General features: G+C 67.3%; 24 protein-coding genes and 4 tRNA genes. 15 read left to right on the top strand and 13 right to left on the bottom strand.

The genetic code is table 11. The annotated features are described in order from the left end of the window. Nucleotides 1-60: 60 nt before the first annotated feature. The 3 genes from ACL58G_RS25275 to ACL58G_RS25265 all read right to left on the bottom strand — a co-directional run bounded on the left by ACL58G_RS25275 (nucleotide 61) and on the right by ACL58G_RS25265 (nucleotide 4828). On the bottom strand, nucleotides 61-2322 hold the full coding sequence (locus ACL58G_RS25275) for an ATP-dependent DNA helicase (RefSeq protein WP_440963577.1): 2262 nt from the start codon (nucleotides 2320-2322) through the stop codon (nucleotides 61-63). Then, nucleotides 2319-3974 (bottom strand): VRR-NUC domain-containing protein, encoded by a 1656-nt coding sequence (locus ACL58G_RS25270; protein WP_440968114.1) that lies wholly within the window; start codon nucleotides 3972-3974, stop codon nucleotides 2319-2321. The genes ACL58G_RS25275 and ACL58G_RS25270 overlap by 4 nt, the downstream gene beginning before the upstream one ends. A gap of 110 nt (nucleotides 3975-4084) precedes the next feature. Then, nucleotides 4085-4828, bottom strand: a complete 744-nt coding sequence (locus tag ACL58G_RS25265; protein WP_413387801.1) for a hypothetical protein — start codon at nucleotides 4826-4828, stop codon at nucleotides 4085-4087. 57 nt (nucleotides 4829-4885) lie between these two features. On the opposite strand from ACL58G_RS25265, the gene ACL58G_RS25260 reads away from it, so the two are divergent. The 4 genes from ACL58G_RS25260 (at nucleotide 4886) to ACL58G_RS25245 (ending at nucleotide 11351) form a co-directional block, all read left to right on the top strand. Beyond that, nucleotides 4886-5725, top strand: coding sequence for a M15 family metallopeptidase (locus ACL58G_RS25260; protein ID WP_440963576.1), 840 nt, complete (start codon nucleotides 4886-4888; stop codon nucleotides 5723-5725). A gap of 99 nt (nucleotides 5726-5824) precedes the next feature. Next, complete coding sequence (gene tssM, locus ACL58G_RS25255; protein ID WP_440968112.1) at nucleotides 5825-9580, top strand: type VI secretion system membrane subunit TssM; 3756 nt, start codon at nucleotides 5825-5827, stop codon at nucleotides 9578-9580. Continuing rightward, nucleotides 9577-10566 (top strand): type VI secretion system-associated protein TagF, encoded by a 990-nt coding sequence (gene tagF / locus ACL58G_RS25250; RefSeq protein ID WP_440963575.1) that lies wholly within the window; start codon nucleotides 9577-9579, stop codon nucleotides 10564-10566. Before tssM ends, tagF begins: the two co-directional genes overlap by 4 nt. Further along, nucleotides 10566-11351 carry an OmpA family protein gene (locus ACL58G_RS25245; RefSeq protein WP_413387805.1) on the top strand — a complete coding sequence of 262 codons (786 nt, stop codon included), beginning with the start codon at nucleotides 10566-10568 and terminating at the stop codon, nucleotides 11349-11351. The genes tagF and ACL58G_RS25245 overlap by 1 nt, the downstream gene beginning before the upstream one ends. A gap of 180 nt (nucleotides 11352-11531) precedes the next feature. Here the strand turns inward: ACL58G_RS25245 and ACL58G_RS25240 are convergent, their stop codons facing one another. Further along, nucleotides 11532-11753, bottom strand: a complete 222-nt coding sequence (locus tag ACL58G_RS25240) for a hypothetical protein (RefSeq protein ID WP_413387806.1) — start codon at nucleotides 11751-11753, stop codon at nucleotides 11532-11534. 6 nt (nucleotides 11754-11759) lie between these two features. Here ACL58G_RS25240 and ACL58G_RS25235 point away from each other — a divergent pair, with 6 nt between their 5' ends. Continuing rightward, complete coding sequence (locus tag ACL58G_RS25235) at nucleotides 11760-12698, top strand: glycosyltransferase (RefSeq protein WP_440963574.1); 939 nt, start codon at nucleotides 11760-11762, stop codon at nucleotides 12696-12698. Here ACL58G_RS25235 and icmH read toward each other — a convergent pair. The 3 genes from icmH to tssJ are packed head-to-tail and all read right to left on the bottom strand — an operon-like array spanning nucleotide 12685 to nucleotide 15363. Continuing rightward, a complete protein-coding gene (icmH, locus tag ACL58G_RS25230) occupies nucleotides 12685-13446 on the bottom strand; it encodes a type IVB secretion system protein IcmH/DotU (RefSeq protein WP_440963573.1) in 762 nt (253 codons plus the stop codon). The two genes, ACL58G_RS25235 and icmH, sit on opposite strands and share 14 nt — an antisense overlap. After that, nucleotides 13443-14789 carry a type VI secretion system baseplate subunit TssK gene (tssK, locus tag ACL58G_RS25225; RefSeq protein ID WP_440963572.1) on the bottom strand — a complete coding sequence of 449 codons (1347 nt, stop codon included), beginning with the start codon at nucleotides 14787-14789 and terminating at the stop codon, nucleotides 13443-13445. Before tssK ends, icmH begins: the two co-directional genes overlap by 4 nt. Before the next feature lie 46 nt (nucleotides 14790-14835). After that, nucleotides 14836-15363, bottom strand: a complete 528-nt coding sequence (gene tssJ, locus ACL58G_RS25220; protein ID WP_440963571.1) for a type VI secretion system lipoprotein TssJ — start codon at nucleotides 15361-15363, stop codon at nucleotides 14836-14838. Between the two features lie 55 nt (nucleotides 15364-15418). On the opposite strand from tssJ, the gene ACL58G_RS25215 reads away from it, so the two are divergent. The 8 genes from ACL58G_RS25215 to tssA all read left to right on the top strand — a co-directional run bounded on the left by ACL58G_RS25215 (nucleotide 15419) and on the right by tssA (nucleotide 22912). Further along, nucleotides 15419-15541, top strand: coding sequence for a hypothetical protein (locus ACL58G_RS25215; protein ID WP_413337963.1), 123 nt, complete (start codon nucleotides 15419-15421; stop codon nucleotides 15539-15541). Between the two features lie 20 nt (nucleotides 15542-15561). Further along, a complete protein-coding gene (locus tag ACL58G_RS25210; RefSeq protein WP_440963570.1) occupies nucleotides 15562-16155 on the top strand; it encodes a tetratricopeptide repeat protein in 594 nt (197 codons plus the stop codon). Nucleotides 16156-16181: 26 nt separating this feature from the next. Further along, nucleotides 16182-16706, top strand: a complete 525-nt coding sequence (gene tssB / locus ACL58G_RS25205; RefSeq protein WP_440963569.1) for a type VI secretion system contractile sheath small subunit — start codon at nucleotides 16182-16184, stop codon at nucleotides 16704-16706. Next, entirely contained in the window at nucleotides 16703-18196 is a 1494-nt protein-coding gene (gene tssC / locus ACL58G_RS25200) for a type VI secretion system contractile sheath large subunit (RefSeq protein ID WP_440963568.1), read from the top strand. Before tssB ends, tssC begins: the two co-directional genes overlap by 4 nt. A gap of 30 nt (nucleotides 18197-18226) precedes the next feature. Then, nucleotides 18227-18718: an Hcp family type VI secretion system effector gene (locus tag ACL58G_RS25195; protein ID WP_371762614.1), complete on the top strand. Its 492-nt coding sequence runs from the start codon at nucleotides 18227-18229 to the stop codon at nucleotides 18716-18718. An 81-nt stretch (nucleotides 18719-18799) separates the two neighbouring features. Beyond that, a complete protein-coding gene (gene tssE / locus ACL58G_RS25190) occupies nucleotides 18800-19297 on the top strand; it encodes a type VI secretion system baseplate subunit TssE (protein ID WP_440963567.1) in 498 nt (165 codons plus the stop codon). Beyond that, complete coding sequence (gene tssH, locus ACL58G_RS25185) at nucleotides 19282-21921, top strand: type VI secretion system ATPase TssH (RefSeq protein ID WP_440963566.1); 2640 nt, start codon at nucleotides 19282-19284, stop codon at nucleotides 21919-21921. The genes tssE and tssH overlap by 16 nt, the downstream gene beginning before the upstream one ends. Before the next feature lie 10 nt (nucleotides 21922-21931). Continuing rightward, complete coding sequence (tssA, locus tag ACL58G_RS25180) at nucleotides 21932-22912, top strand: type VI secretion system protein TssA (protein ID WP_440963565.1); 981 nt, start codon at nucleotides 21932-21934, stop codon at nucleotides 22910-22912. A 1-nt stretch (nucleotide 22913) separates the two neighbouring features. Here tssA and phaP read toward each other — a convergent pair whose 3' ends face one another. Continuing rightward, a complete protein-coding gene (phaP, locus tag ACL58G_RS25175; RefSeq protein WP_056128124.1) occupies nucleotides 22914-23471 on the bottom strand; it encodes a TIGR01841 family phasin in 558 nt (185 codons plus the stop codon). 59 nt (nucleotides 23472-23530) lie between these two features. Then, entirely contained in the window at nucleotides 23531-23734 is a 204-nt protein-coding gene (locus ACL58G_RS25170; protein ID WP_371762304.1) for a hypothetical protein, read from the bottom strand. An 82-nt stretch (nucleotides 23735-23816) separates the two neighbouring features. On the opposite strand from ACL58G_RS25170, the gene cueR reads away from it, so the two are divergent. Beyond that, nucleotides 23817-24221 carry a Cu(I)-responsive transcriptional regulator gene (cueR, locus tag ACL58G_RS25165; protein ID WP_413387816.1) on the top strand — a complete coding sequence of 135 codons (405 nt, stop codon included), beginning with the start codon at nucleotides 23817-23819 and terminating at the stop codon, nucleotides 24219-24221. 46 nt (nucleotides 24222-24267) lie between these two features. Then, a complete protein-coding gene (locus ACL58G_RS25160) occupies nucleotides 24268-25155 on the top strand; it encodes an alpha/beta hydrolase (RefSeq protein ID WP_413387817.1) in 888 nt (295 codons plus the stop codon). Between the two features lie 82 nt (nucleotides 25156-25237). On the opposite strand, the gene ACL58G_RS25155 is transcribed toward ACL58G_RS25160, so the two are convergent. The 4 genes from ACL58G_RS25155 to ACL58G_RS25140 all read right to left on the bottom strand — a co-directional run bounded on the left by ACL58G_RS25155 (nucleotide 25238) and on the right by ACL58G_RS25140 (nucleotide 25683). Continuing rightward, a tRNA-Leu gene (locus ACL58G_RS25155) sits at nucleotides 25238-25322 on the bottom strand. A 38-nt stretch (nucleotides 25323-25360) separates the two neighbouring features. Beyond that, a tRNA-Leu gene (locus tag ACL58G_RS25150) sits at nucleotides 25361-25445 on the bottom strand. 39 nt (nucleotides 25446-25484) lie between these two features. Then, nucleotides 25485-25569 (bottom strand) — tRNA-Leu (locus ACL58G_RS25145). Between the two features lie 29 nt (nucleotides 25570-25598). Beyond that, a tRNA-Leu gene (locus ACL58G_RS25140) sits at nucleotides 25599-25683 on the bottom strand. Between the last annotated feature and the right edge of the window lie 93 nt (nucleotides 25684-25776).

Genomic DNA, 25776 nt, shown 5'->3' with positions numbered 1-25776 from the left:
CGCCGTGCAACCGCACTGTCTTCGTCGCCGCGCCTGGCCCTGTCCACCCTGAATGAGCCGCTAGAAGGCGGCCTTGTCGACGTGCCACCAGGCGGGCAGCAGCGCCCGCACGTCGGGCCGCGCGAAGCGGTCGTCGATCAGCCATACGACGCCGCGGTCCTGCTCCGTGCGGATCACGCGGCCCGCCGCCTGCACGACCTTCTGCATGCCGGGATAGAGATAGGTGTAGTCGTAGCCCACGCCGAACATCGCTTGCATGCGCTGGCGCAGCTGCTCGTTGACGGGGTTTACCTGTGGCAGGCCAAGGGTCGCGACGAAGGCGCCGATGAGCCGCTCGCCGGGCAGGTCGATGCCTTCGCCGAACGAGCCGCCCAGCACCGCGAAGCCGATCCCGCGGCCGCCCGCGACGAAGCGCGCGAGGAAGTCCGCACGTTCCGGTTCGCTCATGCGGCGCGCCTGTCTCCATGCGGGGATGTCGGGATGGTCGCGCTCGAAGCGGTCCGCCACCTGCTGCAGATAGTCGAAGCTGGAAAAGAACGCGAGGTAGTTGCCGGGCTTTTCGTGGTACTGGTCCGCCATCAGGGCCGCGATCGGCGCGAGCGAACTGGCCCGGGCCTGGTAGCGCGTCGAGATGCCGTGCGCGACGTGCACGTCCAGCTGGCTCGCGGTGAACGGGGAGTCGACGTCGATCCACGCGGTGTCCGCCGGCATGCCGAGCAGGTCGGCGAAATAATGCCAGGGGCTCAGGGTCGCGGAGAACAGCGTCGTCGAATGGGCGTACGCAAAGCGCGGGCCGAGGAAAGATGCGGGGACGACGTTGCGGATGCAGAGGGTCGTGTTGCGCTCGTCCTCGCGCGTGACGTCGAACAGCGAATGCGCGCCGAACGATTCCGCGAGCCGGCCGAACTGCAGCGCGCCGAAATAAAAATCCTGCAGTTCCGGGTCGAGCGGTACGGGGAACGCGGCCATGTGCTCCGTGATGGCGCTGGCCGCGCCCTGCAGCGCGTTGAGGAATTTGTCGGGCAGGCCGTCCAGCACCTGGTAGGGCAGGGGCGCGGACTTGCTCACGTCCGTCCACGCGCGCTTGACCTTGTCGAGCGGCTTGTGCAGCACGGGCGGTGCGACGGCCCGTGCCGCGCGCAGGTCCGCGCGTTGCAACGTCGCCGTGTACATCGAACGTGCGCGGGATACGAGGTTGTGCGCCTCGTCCGCGAGCACGCTGACCTTCCAGCCGCGTTCCAGCGCCAGCGCGTACAGCATCGCGCCGCCGTCGAACCAGTAGTTGTAGTCGCCCACGACGACGTCGCTCCAGCGCACCATCTCGCTGCCCAGGTAGTACGGGCAGACGTCGTGCGCGAGACCGATCTCGCGCAGCGCGGCGCGGTCGAGCATGCCCGCGTTCGCCGCCGCGTCGCGCGCGGCCGGCAGGCGGTCGTAGAAGCCCTGGGCAAGCGGGCACGAATCGCCATGGCAGGCTTTGTCCGGGTGCTCGCAGGCCTTGTCGCGCGCGCTCAGTTCGAGCACGCGCAATGGCAGCGTGCCGCCGGATTTGAGTGTCGCTGCGGCGTCCAGCGCGAGCTGGCGTCCCGGCGTCTTCGCGGCCAGGAAGAACACCTTGTCGAGCTCCTGGCCGGGCGCCGCTTTCAGCACCGGGAACAGGGTGCCGACGGTCTTGCCGATGCCGGTCGGGGCCTGCGCGAGCAGGCTGCGCTTGCCGGCATTGGCGCGGAAGATGGCTTCCGCGAGCTGGCGCTGGCCGGGACGGAAGTCAGCGTGCGGAAAACGCAGCGCCGTCAACGCGGCGTCGCGCGCGCCGCGGTGCGCGAGTTCCTGTTCGGCCCAGGCGACGAAGCGGCGGCACTGGTCTTCGAACAGCGCGGCGAGGTCGGCGCGGGTGCGGGTCTCGCGCAGCAGGGTTTCCTGCTGGGTGCCGATGTCGAAGTAGACGAGCGCCAGGTTGACGTCGTCCATGCCGAGCTCCTCGCACATCAGGTGTCCGTAGACGCGCAGCTGGGCCCAGGCCAGGCGCAGGTGGTTGTCGGGGATGCGCGCGAATTGGCCGCGGTACGTCTTGACCTCTTCGATCAGGTTGCGGTCGGGGTCGTAGCCGTCGGCCCGCCCGCGCACGTGCAGCGGGCCCCAGTCGCCCGCCAGCGTCACTTCGCTGCGGTAGTTGTCGTCGCGGCGGGATGCCACGACGGCATGGCCCGCGATGCCTTCCTGCGCCGTGGGCGACGGCGTGAAGCGCAGGTCGAGGTCGCCCTGCTTGGCCGTGAATTCGCACAGGGCACGCACGGACACGACGTAGCGTGCGTCGTTCATGCGGCGGCCTGCTCCCATTGCAGGTAGCACACCGTGACCGGCATGCCGTGCTCGGCGCAGTAATCGATCCAGCGCAGCTGGTTGTCCTGCAGGCGGTCGCCCGGGCCCTTCACCTCGATCATGTTGTAGCGCTTTTCTTCAGGCCAGAACTGGACCAGGTCGGGGAAGCCCGTGCGGTTTTCCTTCACGTCCTGCAGGATGCGGCGGAACCACAGTGCCAGGTGCGCCGCCGGGATGCAGTCCAGCGCCAGTTCGATGATGCCGCGATCGAGCCAGTCCCACGCGACGAACGGCGATTGCAGGCCTGCCTTCTCGTCGTACGTCGCCAGGATGGCGGCGCGGTGGCGGCCGTCGTCCAGCAGGGCGAGGCAGGCCTCGAAGTCGTCCTTGCGGCGCTGGTAGAAGTCGGCCGCGAACAGGTCGGCCGGACCGCGGTGGAACGGGTGGAAGAACGCGCCCGGGATGGCCGCGAAGATCGTGCGCCAGCACAACAGGCCGAACAGTGTGTTGGCCAGCGTGTTCTCGACGTAGAAGACAGGCGCGTCGGCGCGCGCCAGATGCGCCAGCACCACGCCTTCGACGCTCCATTCGCCGCCCGGCAGCGGCAGGCTCAGGTCGAGCCGCGCGGCCGGCGTCGCGCGGCGCGGCGGGCCCTTCGGGTGGCCCAGCTTGCGTGCCAGCCGCGGGCCCAGGCGCAGCAGGTGCTGGCGCTCCGCCTCGCTTTCCGGGGCCTGTTGCGCCGTCTCGAACAACGCATAGGCTGCGTCGAATTTCTCGTGCTTTTCCAGCACGCGGATCGCCCGTCCGCGCGCACCCGGATAGCGGCAATCCGCGTACACGGCATACGCATTGTCCCAGTCCCGCTCTTTTTCGAGCAGTTGGCCAAGCTGGAACAGCAGACGTTCGCGCCGGCTGTCGAGCCAGTCGTTGCCGAATGCATGGCGGGGCAGGTCGGCCAGCACGTCCAGCGCCGCCTCGCCCGCGTAGTAGCGTTCCTTGCACGCGTGCAGCTGCAGGTAGTGGTCGATGTCGTGGCGGGCCCGGAAGCCGCGCGACGCCGGCGAGAATTCGACGCGCTCGTAGCGGAACAGGCCGAGGTCGGACAGCACGAACTCCGTCCAGTCCTGCGAGAGGTTGCCGAAGAAGATGAGGCGCAGGCGGTCGCACAGCGGTTGCACGAGCAGGCGCAATGCGAGGTCGTCGCAACTCCGGTGCCAATGCGAGAACGGGCGCTCTACCTCGTGCGCGGGATCTGCGCGCAGCGCTTCGAGCTGCTCGGCCTTGCGCGCGCTCTTCTGCGCGCCCGTCAGGCGGAACGCCTCGGCCAGTTCGGGCTTGGACAGCAGGTCGAACAGCTCGTCGAGCGTCAGTACGGGATCGGACTCGATCCAGCCGCTGGGCAGCAGCGCCTCCGCCGCTGCGCGCGGGCAGCCGATCTCCGCGTAGTTGAGCTTGCTCGCCCGGAACAGGGTGCCCTTGCGCATCACCATCCGCACGAACAGGGCGCGGGCCGGTTGCGGCAATTGTGGGAAGGCGGCGATGAACGCGTGTTCCTCGCCGATGAGGAGGTCGGGGTAGCGCTCGGCGATCCAGTCCAGCACGCGCTGGAAATTATCCAGATAATAAAACTCGTTTTCCAGGACTCTGATCATCGTCATACCGCGCCAACTGTACTTTTGTACAGTATAACGGTGCCGGCGACGATGGCCCAGCAGTTTTGCTATGGTTACAGCCCGCGGCGTGGTTTTCCGCGCAGGCCGCCTTATTGTCGGGGTGGCATGCGTGGGCCACACGGCTTGTCGGCGCACGCCGCGGTTCCCGCGCCATCGGCCGCCTCCTTACGGGTGCCGGTGTGCTGGAGGATGGCCGAGATCAGGGCGACGTCCGTATCGACCCCGGCCGTCGACGGCGTCGTCCTGGCGGCGCTCGCGGTCCGCTTCTGGCGCGGCGGCGCCGGGTCCGCATGGGCCAGCACCCGGGATGCGGTCGTCCGGGACTCCGGATGCGGCCGTGCATGAGGAACGGCCGGCGTGGCGGGACGCGTGACCGGATGGCGCGACGGGGCAGACGAAGGGGGCGCCGTCGTACTGGCCGGGGCACGTCCGGCCACGTCGGACACTGCGATGGCGGTGGCAGGCTGGGGCAGATCGATGATGACGGCGCCGCGCGCTGGGACGGCTGCCGCAGGTGTCGCGTACGCAGTGGGCGCCGGCATGGACACCGGACCGTCCGCAGCCAGCGTGGCGCGCGTGCCTGGCACGTCGACGGGCGTGCTGTCGGGCGCCGGCGTCGCGCCGCGGACGAGCCACGCGATGACGACGAGCAGGGAGCACGCCAGCACACCGGCGGCGCCGTACCAGACGACGGCCGGCAGGGCGCGGAGCCGGCGCCCGGGTGCCTGGCCGTCGAGCATGGCAAGGATATTGATTTCGCTGGTCGCCCGGCGCGACGACGACATCAGGTTGGGACGTCTGGAGCCGGGTTGATTTTCATCTGTAGGGCGCACCGCATTACTCCTAAGATTGGAAAACTAATTCCAATTAGAAACAAACGGGAGAAGCCGATGCTGATCTTCCTCGCATTCTTGTACTTTTGCCTGGCTTGCAGCGTCATTTGGCTCGCCCTGTTCCCGGGCGGACGGGCCTCTGTGCTGCACGTGCTCGGCATGCTGCAACGCCGCTTCCAATGGCGCGTCGGGGGCTGGCAGCGCAGCGGTAATGCCACGCTGAGGGCGTCCTGGTCGGGCGCGCGCGGCGTGTGGTACGACGGCCGCAGGCTGCTGCGGCGGCACTGGGCGTGGTTCGCCGTCGGCGTGCCGCTCGTGCTGATTCCGACGCTGCTCGCGTTGCTGATGCGCCGGCCCGACATGCTGCCCGACTACGAGCCCCCCGACACCGTCGTCGATGCCCAGGTGGCCGCGTTGCTGAAGGGCGAGCAGCTGGTGCCGCCGGCTGCCTTGCCGCCGCTCGCGTTCGGCACGCGCGAAGTGGAACTGGTGCGTCCGATGCTGGTGGACGCCAGTCGCAACTGGGGGCTGCTGCGGCCGGAGTTCAGCCAGCGCCTGCTGTTGGTGTTCAAGATCATGAAGGAGAAGTACGGTTACGAGATGGCCTTGCTGGAGGGGTACCGCAGTCCGGCCCGTCAGGACATGCTGGCCGGCATGGGTTCACAGGTGACGAACGCACGTGCATTCCAGAGCTGGCACCAGTACGGGCTGGCGGCGGACTGTGCGTTCTGGCGGGACGGCAAACTCGTGATCTCGGAAAAAGACCCCTGGGCCATGCGTGGCTACCAGCTCTACGGCGAGGTCGCCGAATCGCTGGGCCTGACCTGGGGTGGGCGCTGGACGATGATGGACTTCGGCCATACGGAGTTGCGGATGCGCGGGGTGATGCGGCGCTGATGGCGGATGGTTCCCGGAGCGTTGTCTCACCTCAAATTTTCGACAAGGAAATAGTGCCAGTATTGCCGATGGTATTCACCAACCTTCCGAACGAACATGATGGCCCGACTCTGGCAGTTCCTCACCGACAGACGCGTTTTGGCCGTGATCGGCATCGGCGTGCTTGCAGCACTCGTGCTGCTGGGCGCGGATTCCCTCGACGTGGCCCTCATCTGGGCCGCACTGCTGGGCCTGCTCCTCCTGTGTGCGGGAGGGATCGCCTGGCTCATCCGGGCCTGGCTGCGCAAGCGCGCGGCCAGCCGGCTGGGCGAAGCGATCCTGCCCGGCGCGGAGACCGACGGCAAGGCCCAGGCGGCGCGCAACGACGCGGCCGTGCTGCGCAAGGGCATGCTGGAAGCCATCAACACGATCAAGACTTCCAAGCTGGGCCTGACGCGCGGCGCCGCGGCGCTGTACGAGTTGCCTTGGTACATGATCATCGGGAACCCCGCGGCCGGCAAGAGCAGCGCGATCAAGCATTCCGGGCTGACGTTCCCGATCCCCGGCAGCAAGGCGGTGCAGGGCGTCGGGGGCACGCGCAACTGCGACTGGTTCTTCACGACTGATGGCATCCTGCTCGACACGGCGGGGCGCTATTCCGTATTCGAGGCGGACCGCGCGGAGTGGTTCAGCTTCCTCGACCTGCTGCGCAAATACCGGTCCCGTGCGCCGATCAACGGCATCCTGATCGCCGTCAGCGTTGCCGAGCTGGCTGGCGGGAGTCCCGAGACCTCGATCGAACTGGCGAAGAGCCTGCGCACGCGCGTGCAGGAACTGACCGAAAGGCTGGGCGTCCACGCGCCCGTGTACGTGATCTTCACGAAGGCCGACCTGATCGCCGGCTTTGCCGATTTTTTCCACGGCTGCGAACTGACCGAGCGCGAGCGCGTCTGGGGCGCGACCCTGCGCTACAACCGGCGCAGCACGCCGCAGGACGTGCTGGCATTCTTCGACCAGCATTTCGATGAATTGCACGACGGCCTCAAGGAGATGAGCGTGGCCAGCATGGCGGGCAACCGCAGCATCGCGCTGCGCCCTGGCGTGTTCACGTTCCCGCTCGAATTTGCCGCGCTCAAGCCCCAGTTGCGTGCCTTCCTCGCTACGCTGTTCGAGGAAAACACGTGGCAGTTCAAACCCGTGTTCCGCGGCTTTTATTTCACCAGCGCCCTGCAGGAGGGCAGCGTGGAGAACCAGTCGGCACGGCGCGTCGCGGGACGGTTCGACCTGCAGCTGCGCCCGTTGGGCGAGAAAGCGGGCGACGACGCCGCGCCCGGCGCGGAGCAGTCGGGCTTTTTCCTGCTGCAGCTGTTCCGCAAGGTGATCTTCGCCGACCGCGACCTGGTCAAGCGCTATACGAGCCCGGCCGCCACACGCGTGAAGATCGGCGCGTTCTTCGCCGCCACCCTGCTGCTCGGCTGTGCGCTGGGCGGCTGGAGCTGGTCGTACATGGGGAACCGGCAGCTGGTCGCGAACGTCAGGGCCGACCTGGACAAGGTCATGAAGCTGCAGGCTGGCCGGACCGATCTGCAGTCGCGGCTGGAAGGGCTCGACATCCTGCAGGACCGTATCGAGCAGCTCGACAAGTATCGCCAGGACCGTCCGTGGGCGCTGGCATTCGGCCTGTACCAGGGCGAGGCGCTGGAGCGCAAGCTGCGCGACGAGTATTTCGCCGGCGTGCGCGAAGTCATGGTGCAGCCGGTGGCGGGGGCGCTGGAGAACCTGTTGACGGAGATGAACGCGAACGCCTCGCAGCTCGACCCGACCGTGCGGGCGACGCCGGCCGCCAAACCCGGCCAGCCCTACCAGGACGTATCGGCCACGAACGTCGGCGACGCCTATAACGCACTCAAGACTTACCTGATGCTGGCGGACAAGAGCCATGCCGAACCCGGTCATCTGAACGACCAGCTGACGCGCTTCTGGCGCGGCTGGCTGGAAGCGAACCGGGGCACGATGCCGCGCGAGCAGATGATCCGCAGCGCCGAGCGCCAGTTGACCTTCGTGCTGGCCCATATCGACGACCAGGCGTGGCCCCAAATCACACCCAAGCTCAGCCTGCTCGACACCGCTCGCGAGAACCTGCGCCGCGTCGTGCGCGGCACGCCCGCGCGCGAGCGCGTGTATGCCGATATCCGCACCCGCGCCTCGACGCGGTTCCCGGGCGTGACGGTGGCCCGCATCGTCGGTGAACAGGACCAGGCGCTGGTCGTCGGCAGTTACGCCGTCGGCGGCGCGTACACCCGCGACGCGTGGGAAAAATTCGTGCAGGGCGCGATCCGCGAAGCGTCGATGCGCGAACTGCAGAGCAGCGACTGGGTATTGAAAAGCGTCGCCAAGGACGATCTCACGCTGGAGGGCAGCCCGGAGCAGATCCAGAAAGCCCTCGTCGAGATGTACAAGACCGACTATGCGCGCGAATGGAGCAAGTTCGTGCAGGGCGTGACGATCGCCGACCTCAATGGTTTCGACGCCAGCGTGCAGGCGATGAACCGCCTCGGCGATCCGTTGACGTCGCCCTTGGCGAAAGTGCTCAAGACTGTCCACGAACAAACGTCCTGGGACGACCCCACGCAAGCCCGCGTCGACACCGTCAAGCTCAAGCGGGGGCTCGCAGGCTGGTTCCGCGAAGTGGTGCTGCGGCAGGCACCGAGCGAGGCGCGCCAGGTGGCCGATGCGATGGGTCCGCTGCCGGTGGGAGGCGTGCAGGCGGCCGGCCCGGTCGGCCGCGAATTCGCCGGCGTCGCGCGCCTGGTCGGCGTCAAGGAAAAAGATGCGTCGCTGATGACCGGCTACCTCGATGCGTTGTCGAAGCTGCGCAGCCGCCTGAACCAGTTGAAGAACCAGGGCGATCCCGGCCCCGGCGCCAGGCAGCTGATGCAGCAGACGCTGGAGGGCACTGGTTCCGAGCTGGCCGATGCACTGAAGTACGTCGACGAACAGATGCTGACGGGGATGACGGATACCCAGAAGCAGATGCTGCGCCCGCTTCTCGTGCGGCCGCTCGTGCAGACGTTCGCGATGATCGTGCTGCCCTCGGAATCGGAGATCAACAAGACGTGGCAGGCCCAGGTCGTCGAGCCGTTCCAGAAGACGCTGGCGGCCAAGTATCCGTTCGCGCCGTCGGCCCAGATCCAGGCCACGCCGGCCGAGATCGGCCAGGTGTTCGGTCCGGACGGCGTCGTCGCCAAATTCGTGGGCACGACGATGGGGCCGCTGGTCGTGCGCCGCGGCGACGTGCTCAGCAGCCGCACCTGGGCCGACATCGGCATCACGCTGGCGCCGCAGGCGGTCAGTGGCTTCCCCGGCTGGGTGGCGCCGTTATCGGCCAATGGCGTGGCGGCCGGCGGCGGCCCGCAGACCGTATTCCAGCTGCTGCCGCTGACCGCGCCCGGCGTCACCGAATACACGATCGAGATCGACGGCCAGCAACTGCGCTACCGGAACACGCCGCCGGCCTGGGTCAACATGGTGCATCCCGGCCCGCAGGGCAGCAGCGGTGCGAAGATCAGCGCCGTGACGTTCGACGGCCGCACGGTCGAACTGTTCAACGAGGCGGGCGAGTTCGGGCTGCAGAAGATGATCGAGGCGGCGGCCAAGAAGCGCCTCGATGCGGGTACGCACGAACTGCGCTGGAATGCAGGCAACGTCTCGGTGGCCGTCAACCTGAAGCGCGTCAGCAGCACGGACACGTCCGCCGGGAACGCCCAGGCCGGCCAGGGCTTCCGCGGCCTGCGCCTGCCCGACGCCATCGTCGGCCGCGCAGGTGCGGTCGGCGCCAGCGGCACCGGCCCGACGCTTGCAGGAGCGGCGCAGTGAACCGCGTCCCGAACCGGGCCGCCCAGCGCGCGCCCGCCGTGAGCCGCATCGGCTATTTCGGCAAGATCCCGGCGCACAGCGACTTCGTGAAGCTGGCCGACGACCAACCCGTGATCGGCATGCTGGACGACTGGATCGCGCAGGTCATGACGCGGCTGCCGTCCGATGCGCGCTGGAAGCTGAATTACGATGCGATGGCCCCGGCCAGCTTCGCATTCGTGGGGCCGGACCGGCGCCATGCCGTCGCCGGCCACCTCGTCGCCAGCCACGACCGCTCGGGGCGGCGCTTCCCGTTCCTGATGATGCGGACCGTCGACCTGCCCGACCCCGCCGGCTTCGTCGCGCGCTGCCCGCTCGCGTTCGCGCCGTTGTGGGATTACCTCGAGGGCATGGCGTCGCAAATACTGGGCAGCACCGACCCGAGCGCCCACCTGCAGGCGATCGCGGACGCACCCGTGGCGTTGGGCGAACACGACGTCGCGGTGGACAGCTATCTGGCCCTGTCCACCGTAGGCGAACTGACGGCGCAGCTGGAACTGGAGGTCAACCGGATGATCCTCGGGCTCGGCCTGCTGCTGCAGCCCGTGATGCGCAGCCGTCCCGCCAGCCTGCACAAGAGCCTCGTGCTGCCGCTGCCGCGTGAAGGTTCCCAACGTTATGCGGCGGCCGCCTTCTGGCTGGAACTGGTGCTGCCGTTCATCCGGCGCAGCGGCTTCGACCTCGTGCTGTTCGTCACCCGCGTGCGCGAGCATCCGGCGCTCGTCGTCGGCTTCGGCGGGGCGGCGGCCGGTACGCTGCATGCCCTGATCGATCCGATCGTCGCCGCCGACCAGCAGGTGCACCTCGCGGACAATGCCTGGATCGACGAGCAGCTCGGCCTGGACGTCGACGTGCGTGCGCTGGCCAGCTACCTCGAGCAGCCGGCGTTGCCCCTGCGGCTCGCGCACGAACTGTTCCTGAAAACCTTTATCGGAGCCGCGCCGTGATGCCGAAGACATTGATCCTTTACGCGGCCATTGCGGCCGTCACAAGCGTGCCCGTCAGCGCGCAGACGCAGACGCAGGTCCAGGCCCAGGCCACGGCACCCATCGTCGTGTCCGGCACGGTCGCCGACGACGCGAGCAAGGCCGCCCTGCTGGCCCGCCTGCGCGCGGTGTACGGCGCGGACCGGATCGTGGACCAGCTCGCGGTCGGCCGGGTGTCGATGCCGGCGAACTGGAACGACCATGTCGGCAAGCTGATCGGCCCGAACCTGAAGCTGATCAGCCGCGGCCAGCTGCAGGTCGACGGCACGAGCGTCAGCCTGCGCGGCGACGTCGCGAGCGAAGCCCAGCGCACGCAGATCGCGAGCGACATCGCGCTCGCCCTCGATCCGGGCTACACGGTCAACAACGGCCTGCGCGTGGCGGCGACGGAGCAGGGCATGCTGGATGCGGCGCTCGCCAACCGCATCATCGAATTCGAATCGGGCCAGGCCACATTGACGGATTCCGGCAAGGCCATTCTCGACCAGATGAGCGTGGCGCTGTTGCGCCTGAAGGACAAGCGGGTCGAAGTCATCGGTCATACGGATAATGCCGGTTCGCGCGCGGGCAATTTATCGCTCAGCCAGGCGCGCGCGGAGGCCGTCAAGGCGTACGTCGTCGGACGCGGCGTCAAGCCCGACATGGTCGCCGTGTCCGGCGAAGGCCCGGATCGGCCCGTGGCCGACAACCGTACGCCGGAGGGACGCGCACGCAACCGCCGCATCGAATTCAAGGTCGTCCAATAATCGCCCACGTACTTTTATTGTATATTTGCAAGGTTAATATCCTTGCAATAGGGCGTATGAAAATCGGCATGCAAAGTGGGGCAGCCATGGCGACATCCGGCCCTTCCTGGCGCTCGCGGAGGGCCTGCAGGCGGCGGGCAATGACGTGCACCTCGTGATTACCTGTGTCGACAGTGGTGCTTACGAAAGCGTGACGTCGGCGAACGGGGTGAAGATCAGCGTGGTGGCGTCGCCCGTGCTCACACCGGAACAGCAGGAAACCGTCGGCCGGACGGCGTACGCCATCCGCAATCCGATGACGCAGATGGCCACATCCTGCGGTTGTGCCTGGACCCGGTCGAAGACGCCATGTTCGACGCCGCGCGCCGCCTGTGCGCCGAGTCCGACGTGCTGGTCGGCCATTACTTCATGCACCCGTTACAGACCGCGGCGGAGGCGGCGGGACGGCCGTATGTCAGCGTCTTGCTGTCGCACGCGGCGATCCCCAGCGACTTCGACCATCCATTGACCGGGTCTCGCGCCGGCAAATACATCCACCGCGTGCTCTGGTGGCTGACCCGCACGCTGCTCAACCGCACGTTGAAGCATTATCCCGACCGGTTGCGCAGCCGGCTTGGGTTGCCGCCGGTGCGGGACGTCGTCACGCAGGTCTGGTTGTCGCACCACCTGACACTGGCCGCAGTCAGTGCCACGATCTGCCGCGCGCAGACGGACTGGCCCCAGTCCGTCCGCGTCTGCGGTTTCCTCGATACGCTGAACCTGGCGATGGAAGGGGACATCCCGCCCGGCCCGGCCGGATTCCTCGTGGCCGGTGACGCACCTGTCTACATGACGTTCGGCAGCTGGATGCCGCGCGACCCGACGGGACAGGCGAAAGCCTTGCGTCTGCTGACGGACGCGGCGCGCCAGGCCGGATGCCGCGCCATTGTCCAGGCACCCTCCGCGGCGGCGTGCGGCTTCCAGTCCGACGGCGACATCCTATACATCGCCGCAGCCCCGCACCACGCCATCTTCCCGCATTGCCACGCCGTCGTGCACCACGGCGGCGCGGGAACGACGCAGTCGGTCATGCGCGCGGCGAAGCCGTCGGTCGTCGTCGCCAACATCAGTGAGCAGGAGCATTGGGGCAGGGAGCTGCGCCGCCTGGGCATCGCGGGCCGGCCGGCCAGGCGCCGCAAGGTCACGGCGCCGGCACTGGCGAGTCGGCTCCGTCACGTGCTGGCGTCACCTGAGATGGCGGCGCGGGCCGCGGACATCGCCGGTGCGATGAAGCACGAGCATGGCGTCGACGCGGCCGTCGCGCTCGTCACGCAGGCGTTCGCGCACCGGCACGTCACGGTAGCGTGATCGTCACATTGGCCGACCGCGGCGGCAGCTTGACGAGGTCGTTGTAGCTGGCGAGCGCGCGATCGGTCTCGCGCCCAAGCGCACTGCGATAGCCCAGGTAGGCGCCCAGGCCGGCCAGCGCAAACACGCCGCACAGGACCCACAGCGACGTGTCGCTCCCAAGCTTGTGGGCGATCTGGTCGGGTCGTTCCGCATGCGGTGCGAACGTGCGGCTCTTGCCGCGCATGCGGGCGATTTCGTCGCCCAGGCGTGCCGTCAGGTAGTTCAGCTTGTCGCGGCCGTCCAGTGCGAAGCGGCCCTGGAAGCCGAGGAGCAGGCACAGGTGATACACCTCGAGCGCCTGCAGGTGCGCGCTGCCCTTGGCGCGCAAGTCTTCCAGGCGCTGGAAAAAATGTTCGCCGGCGAGCTGGTCGCCGAACAGGCGCAGCTGCAGCGGACGGGTTTCCCACGCTTCGCGGATGGCGTACTCGGAACCGAGGATGATCTCGTCGACGGCCGCACAGAACGCATATTTGGCGGCCGTCACGTCGTCGGCCGGAATGCCGAGGGCCTTGGCGCTGCGATCGACTTCGCCGAGGAAGCCCGTCATGCGGTCGGCGAACGCGGCCTGCTCCTGCGGGCCGCAACCGCTTTTCAGAAGGAACAGGGCATAGAAACCCTCGTACATCAGGTCGACGAGGGAGGCGGGGGCGGTGCCGGCGGCGCCGCGTGGGGAGGGCGCGGTGCGCCGTTCGACGGGATGGTTCATGCTGCGATCGCAATCAGTTCGAGTTTGAGGTCACGGATACCGTTCGGGACATAGATCGAGATGGCCTGCGCCTTGAGCATGCTGTCGTACAGCACGCCGCGGTTGTCGAGTACGAAATACACCATGTCCGGGCGTACGGGGAGCGCGCTGGGCACCTGGGCCGCATGCGCCAGCTTCACGCCGGGCATGGCGGTCAGTACCAGCTTGTCGACGTCTTCGGGGGCGCCGATCTTGAAGCGCAGCGGGACGATGTCGACGAGCTGCAGCGCCGGCAGGTCGGCGGCCACGCCCAGGTACAAGGTCGTCTGGACATTGATCTTGCCGGAGTCGAGCGCGCCCAGGTGGTACGAGGGACGGTCGTTCGACAGCGCGATCGCGAAGTAGCGCGACGAGATCACGGTGTCGAGCAGTTCGCGCAGGATGCCGTCCAGGCGGGCGAAGGCCGGTCCGGGATCCTGGTGGGCATAGACCGGCAGGTCTTCCAGCCGGGCCGTGCGCGAAAACGTCATCAGCCCGCCGGCCAGCGACAGGAGCTCCTGGAACAGGCGCTCCGGATGCAGTTCCCGGTGGGCGAGGTAATGCGTCAGCGCCGCGTAGCCGGTGCTGACCGTGTGCAGCAGCCAGAACGACGCGACGTCGCCGCCGCGCAGTTCGACGACGTGGCGGCCCGGTTCGCGGTAATGGCCGTACAGCGCATTCACCTTGGCGAGCAGTTTTTCCATCAGGCGCACGAGGCGCCCGTGCAGGCCTTGTGCGCCCGCGATGGACAGGCTGGGCGGCGTGAATGCCTGGTCGATCTCGAAGCCGCCCGTCGCCACGCGCTGCAGGCGCACGAGCGGAAAGCTGTCGTAGGCGTCGAGCGCATCGAGCTCGGACACGAGCCGCATCGCGCGGGTCAGGTAGGCCACCGGGGCAGGCGCGGCCTGGCTGAAGAGGTCTTGCGTGTCGTGCTCGCGCTGGCCGAAACGGGCGTCGGGCCGGGTCGCGCCCCGCTCGGCACAATTGTCGCCGTGCGGCTTCAACACGGGCAGGGCCGCGTGAAACGTGATCGTCTGGACGTCGGGCGGCAGCTCGTCGAGGTGAACCTGGGGCGGCAGCGGATCCTGGTCCGGTGCGCGCACGAGGTCGCCGTCCGGGAAGATCAGCGCCAGTTCGGTCACGCGCAACGTGTCCGCCTTGAGGGCGTCGGCATCGATGGCCAGCCGGCGCACGCCCCAGCAATAGGGATGCAGGGCGCTGGCTGTCTCGTTCAGGCGCGCTTCATGGTAGCGGTCCTGTTGCTGGAAGTGCTGGGGACGCAGGAACAGCCCTTCGCCCCATAAAACCTTCGCCGGAATGTTCATGAGCCTCCCTTCGCAAATCTCTAGCTTGCTGGAAACGTTGCGGGGCTTATTGACAGTGGACAAGAGACAAAGGCTTGGCGGCATTTCCGGCCGACAACGCACAGGCATGCAGGCCGATGGTCACGCCGGCGCCTTCGGCATCCGCGGCCGGGATGACGGCGCGCCAGGCATTGCCTGACGGCGCGTGAAACAGGGCGGCGACGCCGAGCCAGGGCGTGTCGCGCGCGAGCCTGTCGGTGATGTCGAGGCGCTGGCCCGGCACCAATGTGACTTCCCTGGCCTCGACGAGGTCGGCGCCGAGGGCCTCGCGCTCCGTCTGCGGCGACAGGAACGCAGCGTAGGGCGCCTGGTCGAACGCGCCGCGCTGGCGCAGCTTGTAGATCTTGACGAGCAGCGCCAGCGACTGGCCGCGCGCGTCGACGTTCAAACGCGGCGCCGCATGCAGGTGCATGACGACGCTGCGCGGTGGCTGCTGGGATTCCGGTACGGGCGCCGGCTTGCGCAGCCCGAGCGTGCCGCCGGCACAACCGCCGAGCAGACCGGCGGCGCACAACACGATCCACGTTCGTTTCATCGTTGCTCCTTGCATCTGATAAAGAGAACACGACGATTTAACGGGATCGCCCGCCATGCACCCTGAGCAGGCGCAATACCCGCGCAACAGCCTCTTCGACGCGGCGCAATGCGGCGGCAAACCTGCGTTGATGGCACGCAATTCTCCCGAGAAACCGTTCACCAATAATGGCGTCTGATTTCAACCCGGGAGAGCCAGATGACTTTCGAACGCCTGATGCCGCTTGCGGCGGTGCCCATCACATGTGTCATGTTGTTGTCGGCCTGTGCCAGTACCGCGCCGGCAGCAAGCCATGCGGCCAGGGCGGCGCCGACGATGGCGAGCGCGATGGCCGAAGTGGATGCCGCCGTGCTCGCGGGCCAGAACGACAAGGCCTACGCGATCCTGAAGAATGCCGGCACCGCCTTCCCGACCGACAAGACGCCGTGGGTGCGCATGGCCCAGATGCATTTCGACAGTACCAACTATGGCGAGGCGATCGTCGACGCGCTGGAAGCGCTCGAGCGCGACCCGGACGATACGCTGGCCAACAGCATCGTCGCCGTCAGCGGCCTGCGCGTGACGAGCAAGGCGCTGTCCGACCTGAGCCAGAAAAACAACCTCACCGGCAACGTCCGCACGGAGGCGCAGGACCTGGCCAAGCTGCTGCGCACGAGCCTCAACGAAGACGTTCTGGTGCCGAACAACCGTCCCGTGGCGCCGCGCGTGAAGGAGACGATCAAGAAGGCCGTCGGTGCCGCGTCCACTGCCCGTACCACCGCATCGAGCGATCCGTTCGGCGCGCTCAAATAATCCGTCCACAGCCCACTGGAGTCGACATGGCAAAGAATGAAAGCGTGCAGAAACGCCTGCAGAAGGTGCGCGCGCCGCGCGTGCAGATGACGTACGACGTCGAGATCGGCGATTCGATCGAAAACAAGGAATTGCCGTTCGTGGTCGGCGTGCTGGGCGACTTCGGTGCAGATCCGGAGGCAGCGAAGAAGCGCCTCAAGGACCGCAACTTCGTCAACGTCGACGCCGACAATTTCGACGAAGTGCTGGGCGGCGTGGCCCCCGCGACGAGCTTCCGCGTGGAGAACCATCTGTCGCCGGAAGGCGGCGAATTCGCCGTGCAGCTGCAGTTCAAGCAGATGGACGACTTCCGTCCCGAGGCCGTCGTGCAGCAGGTGGCACCGTTGAAGGGCCTGCTGGAGGCGCGCGGCAAGCTGGCCGACCTGCGCAACAAGCTGGCCGGCAACGACAAATTGGAAGATCTGCTCAGCGACGTGCTGTCGAATACGGAAAAACTCGGCAGTCTCCGCAAAGGCGGCAAAAGCGGCAAGGGCGGCAAGGAGGAAGCATGAGCGCGATCCTCGATACGGCGAACGTGGCGCAGGCAGCGGCGCCTGAACTGAACATGTCCCTGCTCGACCAGATCGTGGAACAGAGCCGGGTGGCGAAATCGAGCAGCGAACACGAACGGGCGCGCGACATCATCTCCGAGCTCGTCAGCCAGGTGATGGAGGGCACGATGGTCGTGTCGACGAATCTGTCGGCCACGATCGATGCGCGCCTGGCGGAGCTGGACCGGATGATCTCGGCCCAGTTGTCCGCGATCATGCACGCGCCCGAATTCCAGAAGCTGGAACGCAGCTGGACCGGACTGCACTACCTCGTCCAGAACACGGCGACGAGCAACGGCCTGCAGGTGCGCATGCTCAATGCGAGCAAGCGCGAGCTGGTGAAGGACTTCCAGTCGGCGCTGGAATTCGACCAGAGCACGCTGTTCAAGAAAGTCTACGAAGAAGAATTCGGCAGCTTCGGCGGCGCGCCGTACGGCACCCTGATCGGCGACTTCGAGATCACGCGCCAGCCCGAGGACATCTATTTTCTCGAGCAGATGTCGCACGTGGCCGCGGCCAGTCATGCGCCGTTCATCACGTCCGCCGGGCCGGAACTGTTCGGTATCGAGAGCTTCGGCGACCTGGGCAAGCCGCGCGACCTGGCCAAGGTGTTCGATACCGTCGAATACGCGAAATGGAAGGCGTTCCGCGAATCGGAAGACGCGCGCTACGTCGGCCTCACGTTGCCGCGCTTCCTGGGCCGCCTGCCATACAACCCGGCCGACGGCACCGCCACGGAAGGCTTCAACTACGTCGAGGACGTGGACGGCACCGACCACCAGAAATACCTGTGGTGCAACGCCGCGTATGCCTTCGCGACCAAGCTGACCAAGGCCTTCGAGGATTATGGCTGGTGCGCCGCGATCCGCGGCGTCGAAGGCGGCGGCCTCGTGGAAAACCTGCCCACGCACACGTTCAAGACGGACGAGGGCGAGATCGCGCTGAAATGCCCGACCGAGCTGGCGATCACGGACCGGCGCGAGAAGGAATTGTCGGACCTGGGCTTCATCTCGCTCGTGCACTGCAAGAACACGTCGTACGCGGCGTTCTTCGGCGCGCAGTCGGCGCAGAAGGCGCGCAAGTACGCGAACGAGGCGGCCAATGCCAACGCGCTGCTGTCGTCGCAGCTGCAATACATCTTCGCCGTGTCGCGCATCGCCCACTACATGAAGGCCATGATGCGCGACAAGATCGGCAGCTTCGCCGCCGCATCGAACGTCGAGGATTACCTGAACCGCTGGCTGACGCAATACGTCCTCCTGGACGACAACGCGAGCCAGGAACAGAAGGCGCAATTCCCGCTGCGCGAGGCGAGCGTACAGGTGGCCGAGGTGCCCGGGCGGCCGGGCGTGTACCGGGCCGTGTCGTTCCTGCGGCCCCATTTCCAGCTCGACGAATTGTCCGTTTCGCTCCGATTGGTCGCGGAGTTGCCGCAATCGACCAAGAACTGATTTTTTCAACAACCTGAACTGGAGTAGAACATGGCAATTGACGTATACCTGCAAATCGACGGCATCAAGGGCGAATCGGCCGACGACAAGCACAAGGACTGGATCGAGTGCAAGGCGGTCAACTGGGGCGTGACCCAGCCGAAGTCCGCCACGGCGTCGACGGGTGGCGGCCATACGGCCGAGCGCTGCGAGCACGAGGAGATCGAGATCGCCAAGCTGGCCGACCTGTCTTCGCCGCTGCTGCTGCAGACCTGCTCGTCGGGCAAGACGATCCCGAAGGCGAAATTCGAATTCATGCGCGCCGACGGGCAGGGCGAACGCGTCAAGTACTTCGAGATCGAGATCGAGAACGTGCTGATCGGCTCCGTCAAGCCGACGGTCGCGGAAGGCGATTTCCTGCACGAGAAAGTCGGCCTGAAATTCTCGAAGATCAAATGGAAGTACACCCAGCAGAAGATCGGCGGCGGCGCCGGCGGCAACACGTCGGGCGGCTGGGATCTCGCCACCAACCGGGTCGTCTGAACAGGCATTCCTGACTTACCCCGCGTCTTCCGCGGCCCCCGGGCCGCGGTTTTTTTACTGCGTCTTTGTACGGGAGCCGCGATGACCGCCTATCTTCCCGGCCTGCTCGAGCGCCTGATGGGCGAGCGGGCCCACCCCGGCCGACCAGCGGGCGAGCAGCTCAGGGACAGCATCGCGCGCGACCTGGAAGCGCTGCTGAATGCCCGCGCCGGCCTGCCGCCCGGAGCATTCGACGCCTGGCCGCTGGCGCGCGCCTCGGTCCTGAACTATGGCCTGACCGACTTCGCCGCGTTTTGCCTGTCGAGCAGCGAGGACCGGGCCGCGATCTGCGCCTGCCTGAAGGACGCCATCGAGCGCCACGAGCCGCGCCTGAAAAACGTCAGCGCGGCCCTGGCTTCGGAGCAGGGCGGCGTCAACCACCTGAATTTCGTGATCAACGCGACCCTGCACGCCGGCCCCGGCGCGGCTGTCGTTCCCGTCAACTTCAACGCCGTGCTGCAGCCGTCCTCGCTGAACTACGCGATCTGCAAGGCTGCCGCGTCAACTCCACAAAGGACCTCGACATGGACATCAACCTGAAGACCCTGATCGCCAAGCTGAACGACGTCACGCGCTCGGCCGCCACGCGCGCGGCCGGCATCTGCGTGGGGCTCGGCCAGTACGAAGTCGATATCGAGCACCTGTTCCTCGCGCTGCTGGAGCAGCCCGGGAGCGACCTCGTGGTGGTGGCGCGCGCGGCCGACGTCAGCCTGGCCGGCCTCGAATCCGATCTGCGCAAGGAAGTGGAGCGCCTGCCGTCGGGCAGCGCGCGCACGCCCGTGTTCTCGCGCCATTTGCCCGTGCTGTTCGAGCATGCGTGGCTGATCGCGTCACTTGGTGCATCGGGCCAGCCGCAGCACATCCGCAGCGGCCACCTGCTGCTCGCGCTGCTGACGGAGCCGGGCCTCGCGCAACTGGCCCAGCGCGCATCGCGCCACTTCGCCGGCTTCCCGCTCGACCGCCTGAAACACGATTTCGACAAGCTGACGCACGGCTCCGACGAAGCGCCGGCCGTGCTGGCCGCCACCCCGGCGCCGTCCGCGGACCCAGTCACCGAACTGCAGGCGAGCGCGCCCGGCAAGACGCCCGCGCTCGACCAGTACACGGCCTGCCTCACGGCGCGCGCGCGCGAGGGCAAGCTCGATCCCGTGATCGGGCGCGATGCCGAGATCCGGCAAGTGATCGACATCCTGATGCGCCGGCGCCAGAACAATCCGATCCTGACGGGCGAGGCGGGCGTGGGCAAGACGGCCGTCGTCGAAGGCCTCGCGCTGCGCATCGCGCGGGGCGACGTGCCCGATGTCCTGCGCGGCGTCGAGATCCACACGCTGGACCTGGGCCTGCTGCAGGCCGGCGCCAGTGTCAAGGGCGAGTTCGAGAACCGCCTGAAGAACGTGATCGACGAGGTGAAGAAAAGCCTGCATCCGATCATCCTGTTCATCGACGAGGCGCACACGATGATCGGCGCGGGCGGCACGGCCGGCCAGAACGACGCGGCCAACCTGCTGAAGCCTGCGCTGGCGCGGGGCGAGCTGCGTACCGTGGCCGCCACGACGTGGAGCGAGTACAAGAAATACTTCGAGAAGGATGCCGCGCTGGCGCGCCGGTTCCAGGTCGTGCAGGTCGAGGAGCCGAACGAGGAGACGGCGAGTGCGATGCTGCGCGCGATGGCGCCGCTGATGGAGGCGCACTTCGGCGTGCGCATCTACGACGAGGCGATCGTGGAAGCCGTCCGGCTGTCGCACCGCTACATCAGCGGGCGCCAGCTTCCGGACAAGGCCGTCAGCGTGCTCGATACGGCCTGCGCCAAGGTCGCGCTGGGGCAGAAGGCGACGCCCGCCGTGCTGGAGGATTGCGCGCGCGCGGTGGAGCGCCTGGACGCGCGCATCCAGGCGCTCGTGCGCGAGGAAAGCGCGGGCGCGGACCACGGCACCGCGCTGGCCGCGCTGCACGCCGAGCGCGCCCAGGCGCTGGAAGAACAGGACCGCCTGCGCGCGCGCTGGGATGCCGAGCAGGCGTTGTGCGCCGAGATCCACGCGATGCGCGCGCGGCTGGAAGCGGGGCAGGGCGACAGTCCCGCGCTGCGCGCGAAGATCGCGGAGCTGCATGCGCTGCAGGGCGAGACGCCGCTCGTGCCCGTGCAGGTCGACGGCCAGACGGTGGCCGCCATCGTCGCCGCGTGGACCGGGATCCCGCTCGGGCGCATGGTGAAGGACGAGATCCGCACCGTGATGAATCTGCAGGGCCTGTTGGACGAGCGGATACTCGGCCAGGGCCACGCGAGCGGGATCGTCGCCCAGCGCGTGCGCACGGCGCGTTCGAACCTGGAGGATCCGAACAAGCCGAAGGGCGTGTTCCTGTTCGTCGGCACGTCCGGGGTCGGCAAGACCGAGACGGCGCTCGCGCTCGCGGACCTGCTGTACGGCGGCGAACGGAAACTCGTCACCATCAACATGAGCGAATACCAGGAAGCGCACAGCGTCTCCGGCCTGAAAGGCTCGCCGCCGGGTTATGTCGGCTATGGCGAGGGCGGCGTGCTGACGGAAGCCGTGCGGCGCAATCCGTACAGCGTCGTGCTGCTCGATGAAGTCGAGAAGGCGCATGCCGACGTGCTCGAGCTGTTCTTCCAGGTCTTCGACAAGGGTGTGCTGGACGACGCGGAGGGCCGCCAGATCGACTTCCGCAACACGATCATCATCCTGACGTCGAACACGGCGTCGAGCCAGATCATGCAGGCCTGCCTGAACAAGGCGCCGAACGAGCGGCCCACGCCGGACCAGCTGGCGGAACTGATCCGGCCCGCCCTCATGAAGCATTTCAAGCCCGCGTTCCTGGGCCGCCTGACGGTGGTGCCGTTCTATCCGATCGACGACGCCGTCCTCGCCAACATCATCCGGTTGAAGCTGGACCGCATCAAGCAGCGTGTGGCCGTCAACCACAACGCCCGCTTCGAATACGACGATGCGCTCGTGGCGGCCGTGCTGGCGCGCTGCACGGAGGTCGATTCGGGCGCGCGCAATGTCGACACGATCCTGAACGGCACGCTGCTGCCCGAGATCGCGGATGCCGTGCTGGCGCGCATGGCGGAAGGCGGCGCGATCGGCAAGGTGAAGGTCGGCGCCACGAAGGCGGGCAAGATCAAATATGCCGTCGAACCGGCGTGAGGAGGGCACCATGCTGAACCTGGAACGGCTGCTCGCGCCCGTCAGCGCGGACAAGCCCTGCGGCGACGACCTCGCGTTTTCCAGCGAGATCGACGCCATCGTGCGTGCGCGCCAGGCCGACGATCCGTCGCTGGAGCAGGGCGCCTGGGTCACGGAACTCAAGGAGGCGGATTGGAAGTTCGTGGGCCGGGAGTGTGTCCGGCTGATCGAACAGCGCAGCAAGGACCTGCAGCTGGCCGTGTGGCTGGCCGAGGCCAGCGTGCAGACGGCCGGCGTGCGCGCGCTGGCCGACAGCCTGCTGCTGATCGCCATGCTGTGCGAGCGTTACTGGGACGGCCTGCATCCGCTGCCGGACGAGGACGGCGTCGAGCGCCGCATCGGCAACCTGTCCTGGCTGGCGGCGCGCATCGCGCCGTGGCTGCGCGCCGTGCCGCTCACCGACGGCGCGGACGGCCACGCCCAGCGCGACTTCGACGCCGCGCGCATGCAGGGCGGAGATTCGCTGGCGAAGCTGGAAGGCGCGCGCCAGCGCACGTCGCAAACGTTCTATGCGAACCTGATGCGCGAATGCGAGCATTGCGCGGGTGCGCTCGACCGGCTGGAAAAGAGTGTCGACGCGGTCGTCGGTGCGGACGGTCCCAGTTTCAGCGCCGCACGCTCGGGACTGGAGGGCCTCGTCCTGTTCATCAAGCCCGCATTGAAGGCGGCGGTGCCGGTCCCCGGCGCGGACGATGTCGTCGTCGCGGCGCCGGCGCAATCGCCGGTGGCGGGAGGGCCGTTGCAATCGCGCGCCCAGGCACTGGCCCAGCTGCGCGCGGTGGCGGATTATTTCCGGCGCACGGAGCCGCACAGCCCCGTCGCCTACCTGGCCGACAAGGCCGCGCACTGGGGCGAGCAACCGCTGCACGTGTGGCTGCGGTCGGTGGTGAAGGACGACGCGGCGTTCGCCCAGATCGAAGAGATGCTGGGCGTCGGGCCGCGGCCGTCCTGATTCAGTGCGACGTGGGCGCTTGCGACTGGGCGGCTTTCAACCGCTCGGTCGCGCGCGCGACCTCCTCCTCGACGCGGCGCATGGCATCGCGTGTCGACTGCGTCACCTGCTCGTAGCCCTTGAACGCATTCTCGATCGCGGCCTTGATGATTTCCACCGCGTTTTCCTGGCCCGGCTTGACGTTTTGCGTGACGTCGTAGATCAGCGCGGACAGCGTGTTCTTCGCTTCGGCCAGGTGGGTGTCGGCGGCCTGCTCGAATTCGCTCTTGATGTCGCCGATGATCTGCTTGAGCTGTTCGCCATAGGCCGTCGCTTCCGTCACGCCCGGCTGCACGCGCGCCTGCAGGGCATCAATGGCCGTCTTCGGGTCCGGTGCCTGGCTGAACTGGCGGCTGGCCTCCAGCGTGTTTTCCATCGATTGCTTGGCGGTCGCCAGGTTCAGCGCCACCACCTGCTCGACGCCCTGCACGGCCTTGGTGGCCAGGGCATTGAAGGTCTGCATCTGCAGATCGAACAGGGTCTTGGTGGCGTTTGCGAATTGCTCGGGGTTGTTGAACATCGATTTCTCCTCGGTTAGGGGACTACGGCGACCTTCTTGTTGCAAGCTCCTCTGGTGGATTATTTAGCAGGCAATGGTTTTTCGCAACGGGCGTCACGATACGGCCCGTCGGCGCGCGCCCAGCCTTCGCCGAGCGGCGTCTGCGAGCAGACGATCGTGCCCGTGCTCTTGCTGCGCCAGTGATACCACGGCGCCGGGGCCGCGTTCAGGACGACGGGGCCGGCCAGGGCGATGGCGAACAGGATGAGGACAGTCTTCTTCATGGTTCGCCGAGCTTAACCGCTTGGCGCGACAAGTCAAGCGGCCCTTTGAGCTTCCCATCGTGGGAAGGTGTATGCTGGCGCCATGAACGACACATATTTCAACATCGGCGAGGCGGCGAAGGCGTCCGGCGTGACGGCGAAGATGGTGCGTCATTACGAATCGATTGGCCTGTTGCCGCCGGCGCGGCGCACGGAGGCGGGCTACCGGCTGTATGGCGACGACGACGTGCGCATGCTGCAATTCATCCATCGCGGCCGCGCGCTGGGTTTTTCGCTCGACCAGATCGCGGACCTGCTGGCGCTGTGGCGCGACAAGCACCGGGCCAGCGCCGACGTGCGCCGCCTGGCGCTCGAACACATAGCCGCGCTGGACCGCAAGATCGCGGAACTGGAAGCGATGAAGCGGACCCTCGCCACGCTGGCCAGCTCCTGCCATGGCGACGCCCGCTCCGACTGCCCCATCCTCGACGATCTGGCGGCCCACTGAACGAGCCGGCTGGACCGGAGGCCGGCATTGCGGTCTAATGGCTGGCATGCCGCTCCGCCTGCCGCTCTCCGCCTGCCTGTTCGCACTCGCCGCCCTCCTGCTGGTGGGCGCCGTCATCGTGTGGGCGATCGGTTCGAAGTTGATCGCGGTCGAGTCGCGGCCCGTGGCGCTGGCCGGCCCGGGCTTCGAGGACGTGGTGCTGCGCGCGGCCCCGGACCAGCGCGTCATCGGTTCGTGGCTGCCGGGGCGAGGCCGCGGCGCCGTCCTGCTGCTGCACGGGATCCACGGCGACCGCCGCGACATGGCCGATCGCGCCCGTTTCCTGAACGGCCAGGGCTATGCCGTCCTGCTGATCGACTTGCCGGGCCAGGGCGCCAGCACGGCCTCCTGCGTCACGTTCGGCCTGCGCGAGGCGGATGGCGTGCGGGCCGCGCTCGAGGAGTTGCGGCGGCGGGCGCCGGGGCAGCGCATCGGCGTGATCGGCGTGTCGCTCGGCGCGGCGTCGCTCGTGCTGTGCCGCGATTGCCCTCCCGTCGATGCCGTTGTGCTGGAATCGATGTATCCGACGATCGAGGAAGCCGTCGCCAACCGCTTGCGCATGCGGCTGGGGCCGGTGGGCGGGCCGCTGTCCGTGCTGCTGCTGTGGCAGCTGCCGCTGCGTCTCGGGATCCAGCCGGATGCGCTGCACCCGATCAAATTCGTGGGACAGGTGAAGGCACCGGTGCTGATCGCGTCCGGCAGTGCCGATTTGCACACGACCCTGGCCGAAACGCAGCGGTTGTACGAGGCCGCCGCGCAGCCGAAAGCGTTGTGGGTGGTGGAGGGCGCCGCGCACGTGAACCTGCATGCGTACGCGCGCGAGGAATACGAGCGGCGCATCGGCGCGTTCCTGGCGGCGCATCTGGATCCGGTATCGGTCGCGGACGAACGCTGAAACGCAAAACGCCGCAATCCTTTTGCAAAGATTGCGGCGTTTTGCGCCAGTATCCTGGTGGTCTCGAAGACCGGGTAGCTTTTGGTGCCCACGGAGGGACTCGAACCCCCACACCTCGCGGCACATGGACCTGAACCATGCGCGTCTACCAATTCCGCCACGTGGGCATGCAAAACATCAAACGTACAACAACAGCGGTAGCTTTTGGTGCCCACGGAGGGACTCGAACCCCCACACCTCGCGGCACATGGACCTGAACCATGCGCGTCTACCAATTCCGCCACGTGGGCATGCAAAACATCAAAACGTACAACAACAGCGGTAGCTTCTGGTGCCCACGGAGGGACTCGAACCCCCACACCTCGCGGCACATGGACCTGAACCATGCGCGTCTACCAATTCCGCCACGTGGGCATACAAAACAACCATCAATGCTCGCCAGCTGGTGCCCACGGAGGGACTCGAACCCCCACACCTCGCGGCACATGGACCTGAACCATGCGCGTCTACCAATTCCGCCACGTGGGCATTGGACCGCTTTGCTTGCATTGCTCGACGTTGCCGTCGAATTCCGCTACGATATCAGGCTTTGCCGTTTTGCGCTAGACCAACTTTCGTTCG

Origin of the sequence: Massilia sp. GER05 (assembly GCF_052056005.1) — a bacterium.
Lineage (GTDB): Bacteria > Pseudomonadota > Gammaproteobacteria > Burkholderiales > Burkholderiaceae_D > Telluria > Telluria orientalis.
This window is presented reverse-complemented; position numbering and strand designations above follow the sequence as displayed.

Bases quoted from the DNA above. Each gene is read 5' to 3' on its own strand.
- cueR (WP_413387816.1), top strand. From the start codon at position 23,817: ATGAACGACACATATTTCAACATCGGCGAGGCGGCGAAGGCGTCCGGC.
- ACL58G_RS25235 (WP_440963574.1), top strand. From the start codon at position 11,760: ATGCACCCGTTACAGACCGCGGCGGAGGCGGCGGGACGGCCGTATGTC.
- ACL58G_RS25210 (WP_440963570.1), top strand. From the start codon at position 15,562: ATGACTTTCGAACGCCTGATGCCGCTTGCGGCGGTGCCCATCACATGT.
- ACL58G_RS25270 (WP_440968114.1), bottom strand. From the start codon at position 3,974: ATGATCAGAGTCCTGGAAAACGAGTTTTATTATCTGGATAATTTCCAG.
- ACL58G_RS25260 (WP_440963576.1), top strand. From the start codon at position 4,886: ATGCTGATCTTCCTCGCATTCTTGTACTTTTGCCTGGCTTGCAGCGTC.
- ACL58G_RS25240 (WP_413387806.1), bottom strand. From the start codon at position 11,753: ATGGCCGACCAGCACGTCGGACTCGGCGCACAGGCGGCGCGCGGCGTC.
- tssA (WP_440963565.1), top strand. From the start codon at position 21,932: ATGCTGAACCTGGAACGGCTGCTCGCGCCCGTCAGCGCGGACAAGCCC.
- icmH (WP_440963573.1), bottom strand. From the start codon at position 13,446: ATGAACCATCCCGTCGAACGGCGCACCGCGCCCTCCCCACGCGGCGCC.
- phaP (WP_056128124.1), bottom strand. From the start codon at position 23,471: ATGTTCAACAACCCCGAGCAATTCGCAAACGCCACCAAGACCCTGTTC.
- tssK (WP_440963572.1), bottom strand. From the start codon at position 14,789: ATGAACATTCCGGCGAAGGTTTTATGGGGCGAAGGGCTGTTCCTGCGT.
- ACL58G_RS25245 (WP_413387805.1), top strand. From the start codon at position 10,566: ATGCCGAAGACATTGATCCTTTACGCGGCCATTGCGGCCGTCACAAGC.
- ACL58G_RS25195 (WP_371762614.1), top strand. From the start codon at position 18,227: ATGGCAATTGACGTATACCTGCAAATCGACGGCATCAAGGGCGAATCG.
- tssC (WP_440963568.1), top strand. From the start codon at position 16,703: ATGAGCGCGATCCTCGATACGGCGAACGTGGCGCAGGCAGCGGCGCCT.
- ACL58G_RS25160 (WP_413387817.1), top strand. From the start codon at position 24,268: ATGCCGCTCCGCCTGCCGCTCTCCGCCTGCCTGTTCGCACTCGCCGCC.
- tssE (WP_440963567.1), top strand. From the start codon at position 18,800: ATGACCGCCTATCTTCCCGGCCTGCTCGAGCGCCTGATGGGCGAGCGG.
- tssJ (WP_440963571.1), bottom strand. From the start codon at position 15,363: ATGAAACGAACGTGGATCGTGTTGTGCGCCGCCGGTCTGCTCGGCGGT.
- ACL58G_RS25170 (WP_371762304.1), bottom strand. From the start codon at position 23,734: ATGAAGAAGACTGTCCTCATCCTGTTCGCCATCGCCCTGGCCGGCCCC.
- tssH (WP_440963566.1), top strand. From the start codon at position 19,282: ATGGACATCAACCTGAAGACCCTGATCGCCAAGCTGAACGACGTCACG.
- ACL58G_RS25215 (WP_413337963.1), top strand. From the start codon at position 15,419: ATGCACCCTGAGCAGGCGCAATACCCGCGCAACAGCCTCTTCGACGCG.
- tssB (WP_440963569.1), top strand. From the start codon at position 16,182: ATGGCAAAGAATGAAAGCGTGCAGAAACGCCTGCAGAAGGTGCGCGCG.
- tssM (WP_440968112.1), top strand. From the start codon at position 5,825: ATGGCCCGACTCTGGCAGTTCCTCACCGACAGACGCGTTTTGGCCGTG.
- ACL58G_RS25275 (WP_440963577.1), bottom strand. From the start codon at position 2,322: ATGAACGACGCACGCTACGTCGTGTCCGTGCGTGCCCTGTGCGAATTC.